Origin of the sequence: Rhodococcus sp. NPDC057014 (assembly GCF_042673295.1) — a bacterium.
Lineage (GTDB): Bacteria > Actinomycetota > Actinomycetes > Mycobacteriales > Mycobacteriaceae > Rhodococcus_F.
The window spans coordinates 1-8,587 of the sequence record NZ_JBHUSF010000363.1 but is presented as its reverse complement, the minus strand read 5'-3'; the positions used below and the strand labels follow the sequence as shown (position 1 = coordinate 8,587).

Annotated in this window: 8 protein-coding genes; 3 read left to right on the top strand and 5 right to left on the bottom strand. The window is 68.5% G+C overall.

Translation table 11 applies throughout. The features are described from left to right. The coding region (locus ACFTZB_RS39490; RefSeq protein ID WP_378440453.1) for an amino acid permease at nt 1-1,626 on the top strand (1,626 nt) is incomplete at its 5' end. Continuing rightward, the gene (locus ACFTZB_RS39485) at nt 1,623-2,513 is read left to right on the top strand and encodes a universal stress protein (RefSeq protein ID WP_378440451.1); all 891 of its coding nucleotides are present in this window, start codon (nt 1,623-1,625) and stop codon (nt 2,511-2,513) included. The genes ACFTZB_RS39490 and ACFTZB_RS39485, both read left to right, overlap by 4 nt. 3 nt (nt 2,514-2,516) lie before the next feature. On the opposite strand, the gene ACFTZB_RS39480 is transcribed toward ACFTZB_RS39485, so the two are convergent. The 4 genes from ACFTZB_RS39480 to ACFTZB_RS39465 form a co-directional block, all read right to left on the bottom strand. After that, nucleotides 2,517-3,407, bottom strand: coding sequence for a metal ABC transporter permease (locus ACFTZB_RS39480; protein WP_378440449.1), 891 nt, complete (start codon nt 3,405-3,407; stop codon nt 2,517-2,519). 6 nt (nt 3,408-3,413) lie between these two features. Beyond that, nucleotides 3,414-4,151 carry a metal ABC transporter ATP-binding protein gene (locus ACFTZB_RS39475; protein ID WP_378440447.1) on the bottom strand — a complete coding sequence of 246 codons (738 nt, stop codon included), beginning with the start codon at nt 4,149-4,151 and terminating at the stop codon, nt 3,414-3,416. Beyond that, nucleotides 4,148-5,074 carry a metal ABC transporter substrate-binding protein gene (locus ACFTZB_RS39470; RefSeq protein ID WP_378440454.1) on the bottom strand — a complete coding sequence of 309 codons (927 nt, stop codon included), beginning with the start codon at nt 5,072-5,074 and terminating at the stop codon, nt 4,148-4,150. Before ACFTZB_RS39470 ends, ACFTZB_RS39475 begins: the two co-directional genes overlap by 4 nt. A gap of 102 nt (nt 5,075-5,176) precedes the next feature. Then, a complete protein-coding gene (locus tag ACFTZB_RS39465; RefSeq protein WP_378440445.1) occupies nt 5,177-6,568 on the bottom strand; it encodes an NAD(P)/FAD-dependent oxidoreductase in 1,392 nt (463 codons plus the stop codon). A 202-nt stretch (nt 6,569-6,770) separates the two neighbouring features. On the opposite strand from ACFTZB_RS39465, the gene ACFTZB_RS39460 reads away from it, so the two are divergent. After that, on the top strand, nt 6,771-7,319 hold the full coding sequence (locus tag ACFTZB_RS39460; RefSeq protein WP_378440443.1) for an Lrp/AsnC family transcriptional regulator: 549 nt from the start codon (nt 6,771-6,773) through the stop codon (nt 7,317-7,319). A gap of 8 nt (nt 7,320-7,327) precedes the next feature. On the opposite strand, the gene ACFTZB_RS39455 is transcribed toward ACFTZB_RS39460, so the two are convergent. After that, the gene (locus tag ACFTZB_RS39455; protein WP_378440441.1) at nt 7,328-7,669 is read right to left on the bottom strand and encodes a YciI family protein; all 342 of its coding nucleotides are present in this window, start codon (nt 7,667-7,669) and stop codon (nt 7,328-7,330) included. Nucleotides 7,670-8,587: the final 918 nt, after the last annotated feature.

Sequence of the window (8,587 nt, the reverse complement as noted above, 5' to 3'; positions counted from 1 at the left end):
GTGGCGAACCCGTCGACCGGGTCGTTCGCCGACTATGCCCGCCGGGCGCTGGGCAACTGGGCCGGCTTCTCGGTCGGCTGGCTGTACTGGTACTTCTGGGTGATCGTCGTCGGGTTCGAGGCGATCGCCGGCGCGACGATCATCCAGTACTGGATCGACATCCCGCTGTGGCTGTCCGCGCTGATTCTGATGATCCTGATGACGGCGACGAACCTGTTCTCCGTGTCGTCGTTCGGCGAGTTCGAATTCTGGTTCGCCGGCATCAAAGTCGCCGCGATCGTCGTGTTCATCGCGCTGGGCGCGCTGTTCGTGCTCGGTGTGTGGCCGAACAAGGCGCTCGACTTCTCCAACCTGTGGAGCCACGGCGGGTTCCTCCCGTTCGGCGCCATGGCCGTCACCGTCGGCGTGGTCACGGTGATCTTCTCCATGGTCGGCGCCGAAATCGCGACGATCGCCGCCGCGGAGTCGGCGGATCCGGAGCGGGCGGTGACCAAGGCCGCCAACTCGGTGATCGTGCGGATCGCCGTGTTCTTCGTCGGCTCGACGTTCCTGCTGGCCACCATCCTGCCGTGGGACGACGAGCAGATGGCCGCGTCCCCGTTCGTCGCCGCGTTCACCGAGATGGGGATCCCGTACGCCGACGACATCATGAACGCCGTCGTGCTGACGGCGGTACTGAGCTGCCTCAACTCCGGCATGTACACCGCCTCCCGCATGCTGTTCGTCCTCGCCGCGCGCCGGGAGGCACCCGCGCAGTTGGTCGGGGTGACCCGTCGCGGGGTGCCGGCCATCGCGATCCTCGCCTCCTCGGTCGTCGGATTCCTGTGCGTGATCGCCGCGGCCGTCTCCCCGGACACCGTCTTCGCGTTCCTGCTGAACTCCAGCGGTGCGATCATCCTGTTCGTCTACCTGCTCATCGCCGTCTCGCAGATCGTGCTGCGGTACCGCACCCCGGCCTCGGAACTGCGGGTCAAGATGTGGCTGTTCCCGGTGTTGTCGATCGTCACCGCCGCCGCGATCGTCGCGATCCTGGTGCAGATGTATCTGCAGGAGGACGTGCGGTCGCAACTCGTGCTGAGCCTGGTGTCGTGGGCGGTCGTGATCGTGCTGTTCCTCGCCAACACCTGGTTCGTGCGGCGGCGGCCCGAGGTCGAGGGGGCCGCCGCGACCGCCCGGCCTCACCGGGTCCTGGTGCTGGCCAACCAGACCGTCGAGTCGAAGGAGATGCTCGACGAACTCCGCCGCATCGGCGCGGACCGGGAAGCCGTCTACTTCGTGGTCGTGCCCGCCAGCCCGATCGAGACCGGAACCGCCGCCACCCACGGCCCGCTCGACGTCGCGGAAGCGACCCGGGAGGTCGCCCGGCAGCGACTCGCCGACACCCTGACGACGCTCCGCTCCGAGGACCTCGACGCGGACGGCGAGGTGGGGGACTACCGGCCGTTGCGCGCACTGGCCACCGGCGTCGAGTCGTTCCATCCGGATCAGATCGTCATCTCCACGCTGCCACCCGAGGAGTCGGTGTGGCACCGGTTCGACGTCGTCGACCGCGCCCGCGCCGAGCACGGTGTGCCGGTCACCCACGTCGTCGCGCACCCGGTCGGCGCAGGGAAACCCGCTCGATGACGATCATCGCCGGATTCAGCTCGAGCCGTCAGGGGACCGCGCCGCTGCACCTGGCGGCACGGATCGCACGCTGGACCGGGGAGACGGTCGTGGCCGCGGCGATCGTGGAACAGCCGTGGCCGGGGAAGGACGACCCCATCGACCGCGAATACCTGCGCTACGTCACCGCGGAGGCGTCACGGGCACTCGACGGGGTGGTCGGCGGTCTGCCGGGCGACCTGGACATCCCCACCGTCGTCCACCGATCGACGTCGATTCCCACCGGGCTGATCGAACTCGTCACCGCCCACGACGCCACCCTCGTCGTCGTCGGATCGTCGTCGTCCGGTCTGCTGGGCCGGGTGGCGCTGGGCAGCGTCACCGAACGGCTCGTGCACACCGCGGCGGTGCCCGTCGCGATCGCGCCGCGCGGCTACCCACCGGTGCCCGGACCGATCCGCAGGCTCACCGCCGCCTACGGCGGCGAAGCCGACGTCAACGGACTCATCGCCGCCACCGCGGAAATGGCCGCACGGTGGCCCGCGACAGTGCGGATCGTGTCGTTCACCGTGCGGCCCGTGTCCAGGTTCGGTGGCGCGATCGAGCAATCGACCGAGGATCTCGTCGTCCGGCAGTGGACGCGCCGGACCACCGACGACATCGCCCGGCAACTCGACGCGGTTCGCGCCCGCATCCCGGTCCCCGACGTGGACGTGGAGATCGGCAGCGGCACCGACTGGCGCGGGGCGGTCGAAGCCGTGTCCTGGGAGCCCGACGACATGCTGGTGCTGGGTTCGGGAGCCGCCGGACCCGCCGCGCACGTGTTCCTCGGCTCGGCCGCCGCGAAAATTCTGCGGCACGCTCCCGTCCCCGTGATGATCGTGCCGAGGCACGCGCCGGCGGGATAACCGTCAGCGGTCGGCCGCCACCGCCGGGGACGTGGATGCCCGGCGACGCCGGGACGCGGTGATCCGGCGACCGATCACGCCCTGCCGCGGCGCGAACAGATAGACCAACGCGAAGGCAACGCCCTGGGACAGCACCACCATCCCGCCGCTGGCGGTGTCGAGGTGATAGCTCAGATACAGGCCGACGACGGCGCAGGACGCCGAGATTGCCGGGGCGATGATCAGCATCCGATGGAAACTGTCGGTCAGCAGGTACGCCGTCGCCCCGGGGATGATCAGCATGGCCACGACCAGGATGACACCGACGGCCTGCAGGGCCACCACCGCCGTCAGGGCCAGCAGCCCCAGTAGCGCCGCCCCGAGCAGCCGCGGGTTCAGGCCGATGGCGTGCGCATGGGTGGGGTCGAAGGCGTACAGCGTGAAGTCGCGGCGCTTGACGATCAGGGCGGTGAACACGAAGGCCCCGAGGATCGCGATCTGGACCAGGTCGGACCGGCTGACACCCAGCAGGTTGCCGAAGATGATGTGATTCAGGTCGGTTTGGCTGGGGGTGACCGAGACCAGCACCAGGCCGAGGGCGAACAGTGTGGAGAACACGATGCCGATCGCGGCGTCCTCCTTCACCCGGCTGGTGTCGCGGACCACACCGATCAGTGCCACGGCCAGGAATCCGAAGATCACCGCGCCGATCGCGAACGGGGCGCCGACGATGTAGGCCAGGACCACGCCGGGCAGGACGGCGTGCGAGACCGCATCACCCATCAGCGACCAGCCGATCAGCACCAGCCAGCACGACAGCACCGCACACACCACCGCGGCGATCAGGGTGGTGATCAGCGCGCGGACCATGAAGTCGTAGCGCAGGGGGTCGACGAAGAAGTCGATGACGTCCATTGATTCTCAGGTCCTTGTCATCACGTCGAGGCCGAACGCGGCCGCCAGATTCTCCGGTTGCAGCACGACCGCCGGGTCGCCGTGCATCAGCACCGTGCGCAGCAGCAGGATCGCCTCGTCGGCGAGGTCGGGTAGCGCATGCAGGTCGTGGGTGGAGACCAGGATCGCCGCGCCCGCGTCGGCGAGTTCCCGCAGCAGCGCGGTGATGGTGGCCTCGGATCTTTTGTCGACCCCGGCGAACGGTTCGTCGAGGAGAAGGATGGTGGCGCCCTGCGCGATTCCCCGGGCCACGAACGTGCGCTTCTTCTGGCCACCGGACAGTTGCCCGATCTGCCGGTCCGCCAGGTCCGTCAGCTCGACGCGATCGAGAGCGTGGTCGACGGCCTCGCGGTCGGCCTTTCCGGGCCGCCGGGTCGGTCCCATGCGCCCGTACCGGCCGGTCATCACCACGTCCCGCACCGAGAGCGGGAACGTCCAGTCGACGTCCTCGCTCTGCGGAACGTAACCCAGCACCCCGGCCTTGCGCGCCGCGGCCGGCGCCGCGCCGTTGATGTGGACCGTGCCGGTGTCGGGTTTGACCGTGCCCATGATCGTCTTGAACAGGGTGGACTTGCCCGAGCCGTTCATGCCGACGAGTCCGCAGACGCGTCCGGGGTGAAGGGCGAGGGAGACCTGGTCGAGCGCGAGCACGTCGCCGTAGTGGACGGTGACGTCCTCGACCTCGACGGCCGGCTGCGCGGTCACGACCGCTGCCCGTTCAGTGCGGAGGTGAGGGTGTCGGCGTCGTGCCGGATCAGGTCGAGATACGTCGGCACGGGCCCGTCCGCCTCGGACAGGGAGTCGACGTACAGGGTGCCACCGAACGCGGCGCCGGACGCTTCGACGACCCGTTGCATCGGCGCATCCGACACCGTGGACTCGCAGAACACCGCCGGAACCCGGTTCTGCTTCACGAACTCGATCGTCGACGCGATCTGCTGGGGAGTGGCCTGCTGTTCGGCATTGACCGGCCAGATGTACTTCTCCGTCAGCCCCGCGTCGCGGGCCAGGTACGAGAACGCTCCCTCGCACGTGACCAGTGCGCGTTCGTTGACCGGCAGCGCGCCCAGTTCGGCGACCAACTCGTCCTGCACGGCCTGCAACTGCGCCTTGTACGCGTCGCCGTTGCTGCGGTAGTCGGCGGCATGAGCGGAATCGAGTTCGCTGAACGCGGCGACCATGTTGTCGACGTAGATCTGCACGTTCAGCGGTGACATCCAGGCGTGCGGATTCGGTTTCCCCGCGTACGCGTCTTCACCGATGGCGATCGGTTCGACGCCCTCACTGACGACCACGTGCTCGACGTCCACCCCGTCGACGAACTGGCCGAACCAGGCCTCCAGGTTCATACCGTTGTCGAGGATCAGGTCGGCCTGCGCGGCCTTCCTGATATCGCCGGGGGTGGGCTCGTATCCGTGAATTTCCGCGCCCGCCTTGGTGATCGACTCGACGGTCAGGTGCTCGCCGCCGACATTCGCGGCGATGTCGGCGAGCACGGTGAACGTGGTCAGCACCACCGGTTTGTCGTCGGCGGGCCCGTCGCCCTTGCCGCACCCGGACAGCATCAGCGTCGCGGCCAGCGCTGTCAGTACCGCGGCAGCGGTCGCCGGCCGTCGTCGCGCACCCACCTTGAAGGACGTTGTTTTCACGTGGCGAATCATAATGTTCGGTTCACCGAAACCACAAGTGCGGAACGTCGAGCCGCGGGTGTTCGCCGACGTCCGCGACCGTCAGCTCGCCCGCGCGACAGGGGCGTCCGCATCCTCGATCCGGCGCCCGAGGCTGTGCAGCTGCGCGATCGCATTGCGGGCAGTGATCTGCTGATGCGTGTTGGTCAATTGCCCGCGCCAGGTGCCGAGAAAGGTCCAGGCCCACGACAGCAGGGTGGCGACACGGCTCCGGAACCCGACGACGTAGACCACGTGCACGGCCAGCCACAGGATCCACGCGAGGAAACCGGTCAGCTCGACACCACCGATCTTCGCGACCGCGTTGAAACGCGAGATGGTGGCCATCGAACCCTTGTCGCGGTACCGGAACGGCGGGCGTTCCGGCGCCGGGCGTCCCTTGGTCGCCGCGGCGACTTCGGCGGCGATCCGCTTCGCGGCGTAGCGGCCACCCTGGATCGCGACCTGGGCGACGCCGGGCAGACGGTCGCGGGACATCATGTCACCGACGACGAACACGTCGGGATGGCCCGGCAGCGTCAGGTCCTCCTCGACGGCGACGCGGCCCGCGCGGTCGAGGTCGGCACCCGACTGGGCCGCGAGTTGCGCACCGAGTGGGCTCGCCGCCACTCCCGCGGACCAGACCTTGCAGACGGACGCGATGCGATGCTCGGCGCCCTCGGCGTCCCGGACGGTGAGTCCGGCGGCGTCGACGTCGGTCACCGATGTGCCCAGCCGGACCTCGACCCCGAGCTTCTCGAGCGTTTCGGCCGCCTCCGACCCCAGGTTGTCACCGAACGGCGGCAGTACCGCGGACGCCGCGTCGAGCAGGATGATCCGCGCGTCGCGGGGGTCGAAGTTGGTGTAGGCCCCGGCGAGCGTTCGATGGGCGAGTTCGGCGATCTGACCAGCCATCTCGACGCCGGTGGGCCCGGCACCGACCACGACGAACGTGAGCAGGCGTGCCCGCTCCCGCGGGTCGGCGGTAAGCTCGGCCTGCTCGAACGCGCCGAGGATGCGGCCCCGGAGCTCGAGGGCGTCGTCGATGGACTTCATCCCCGGGGCGTGTTCGGCGAAGTGGTCGTTGCCGAAATACGACTGCTGCGCGCCGGCGGAGACGATGAGGCTGTCGTATCCGGTGACGGTGGCCTGCCCGAGGTGTTCGGACGTCACCGTGCGTTCGGTCAGGTCGATGCCGGTGACGTCACCGAGCCGGACGGCGGCGTTGGCCTGGTCCTTGAGGATCATCCGCGTCGACGGTGCGATCTCGCCCTCGGAGAGGATGCCGGTCGCCACCTGGTACAGCAGGGGCTGGAAGAGGTGGTGGGTGGTGCGGTCGATCACCGTGACGTCCACGTCTGCGCGGCGGAGGGCCTTGGTCGCGAACAACCCACCGAAGCCGGATCCGATCACCACGACGCGGTGGCGTGCGGGCGGGGACTGGGGGTTGCTCATGGTGAGCCTTTCCGATCACGCTCGGAAGCGACGATCTCGGTGTCGGGGCACATTTCGGCCGTGGACCAGGGGAGTGGGACGGTGGTGCGGGCGGTGCTCATGCCTGTAGAGGTCTGCCGGAAATTCGGCCGACAGGCATCAATGGTGAACAATCAGCGCACCGAAACCAAGGAGTAAGAAGAAAATTCTCTAGACTGGGCCGATGAAGAAGAATGTTCCGGCCACGCCGTATGCCGACGGCCCGCGGTCGAATGATGTTCGAGCGGGGACGGCGCCGATCGACGACATCGACCGAATCCTCCTCGATCAACTCTCGCGGGACGCTCGTACCCCCAACAACGCGCTCGCCGCGCTCGCGGGCATCGCGCCGTCGACCTGCCTGGGCCGGGTGCGCTCCCTGATCGACCGCGGCGTGATCCGCGGATTCCACGCCGACATCGATCCCGCCACCCTCGGCAGGGATCTACAGGCGATGATCGCAGTTTGCGTGCAGGCCAACGCACGACAACACCTCGGGCAGCTCGCCGAGCAGCTCGCCACCCTGGGCGAGGTGCTGAACGTGTACTTCATCGCGGGCGCCGACGACTACCTCATCCACGTCGCCACCGGCAGCAGCGAGGAGCTGAGGCGTTTCGTCCTCGACCACCTCAGCGCGCACCCTGCGGTCGCCTCGACCGAGACCATCCTGATCTTCGAGCACGTGCGCCCGCGACTCCGGGCACCCCAGGCCGAGCCGCCTTCGGGTCGCTGACAGGCGGGTCAGCTGGCGGGGTCGTACCCGAACGCGCGCACCTCCTGCGCGCACCGGCAGGCAACCGCGAGCTTCGCGGCCCATTCCAGTGCCGCCTCGCGGGACGGCAGTTCCAGTACCGCGTAGCCGCCGTCGAGCTGCGTCGTCTGCGGGTAGGTGCCCGGAGTCACTGTTCCGTCCCCGTCGACCAGGACGGGCGGAACGCTGTCGTCGATGCCACCGCCGAACACCCACACGCCGGCGTCCTTCGCCTCCTGAACCACCGCGTGCGACGCATCCGACACCGCCTGCAGATCCCCGTCGGGAATGACCATGGCAGCACTGGGAAACGAAATCAGGTACTTCGTCATCGTGTCGATTCCTTCTTCGTGTCGGATGAGTGGACTCGGGACGAACACGACATTAGGGGACCACGACGACAAGCGGCGTCAGTCGAACACAAGTTCGATCATCTGCTATGGTGACGGTTCGGCGCCGGTGACGAGGTAGGGAAGACTTCGTCACCGGCGCCGTCCGCGTCTCGGCCCACGGGAGGACGGGCAGGTCGCTCGAGTCGGTCGATCGCGGTAGCTGACGTCATTTCTTCCCGGCGATCCCGTGCGAGTCGGATCCTCCGATGGTCGGCCCGGGTGGTGCTGCGCCGCGCGGTGGTGGTGCGGGTGGCGTCGGCAACGCGGCGGGTGGGTCCGCCGACCGGACCGATGGGTGGGTGCACGAATGCCCGGGGGCGGGCCCTCAGGTCCGCTAGTTGACATAATGTCGATTATCGGCAAAAAGTGGCGTTTTATCGCCGCAGGTCGGAGGCCCGAATTCGGCCTGCCTCGATACACGCGGCCGATTCTGCGCCGGCCGGTCTGCCCGATCCGACGACGCCCGATTCCGTGCGTCCGACTCGCCGCGGCGCTGCCGTACCGTCGCGTCGCGATCCGTTCGTTCGCGGGTTCTGAATAATATTCACGCCGGCGGATGTGCGGCGCCGGGCCGGTAAGGCCAATTCGGCCGCCGACGCCGCGGTGGCCCGGACACCCGCCGTTTCCGAATGAACATTCGGGTGCCGGGTGGTCCCCCGGCACCCGAATGGGACACCTTGTTTCGTCACTGTGACGAAATGGATGGTCGCAGGGCGACTCGAATCCCCGCCCGGCGGTGACCATCGGCCCTAATCTCGCGCCGACGGACGGCGAACACTGGGATACAGGCACCGGCGTTCCGCGCCGGCCGGCGCGGAACGCGATTCACCGAGGAGGCGATCGTGAACAGCACCATCC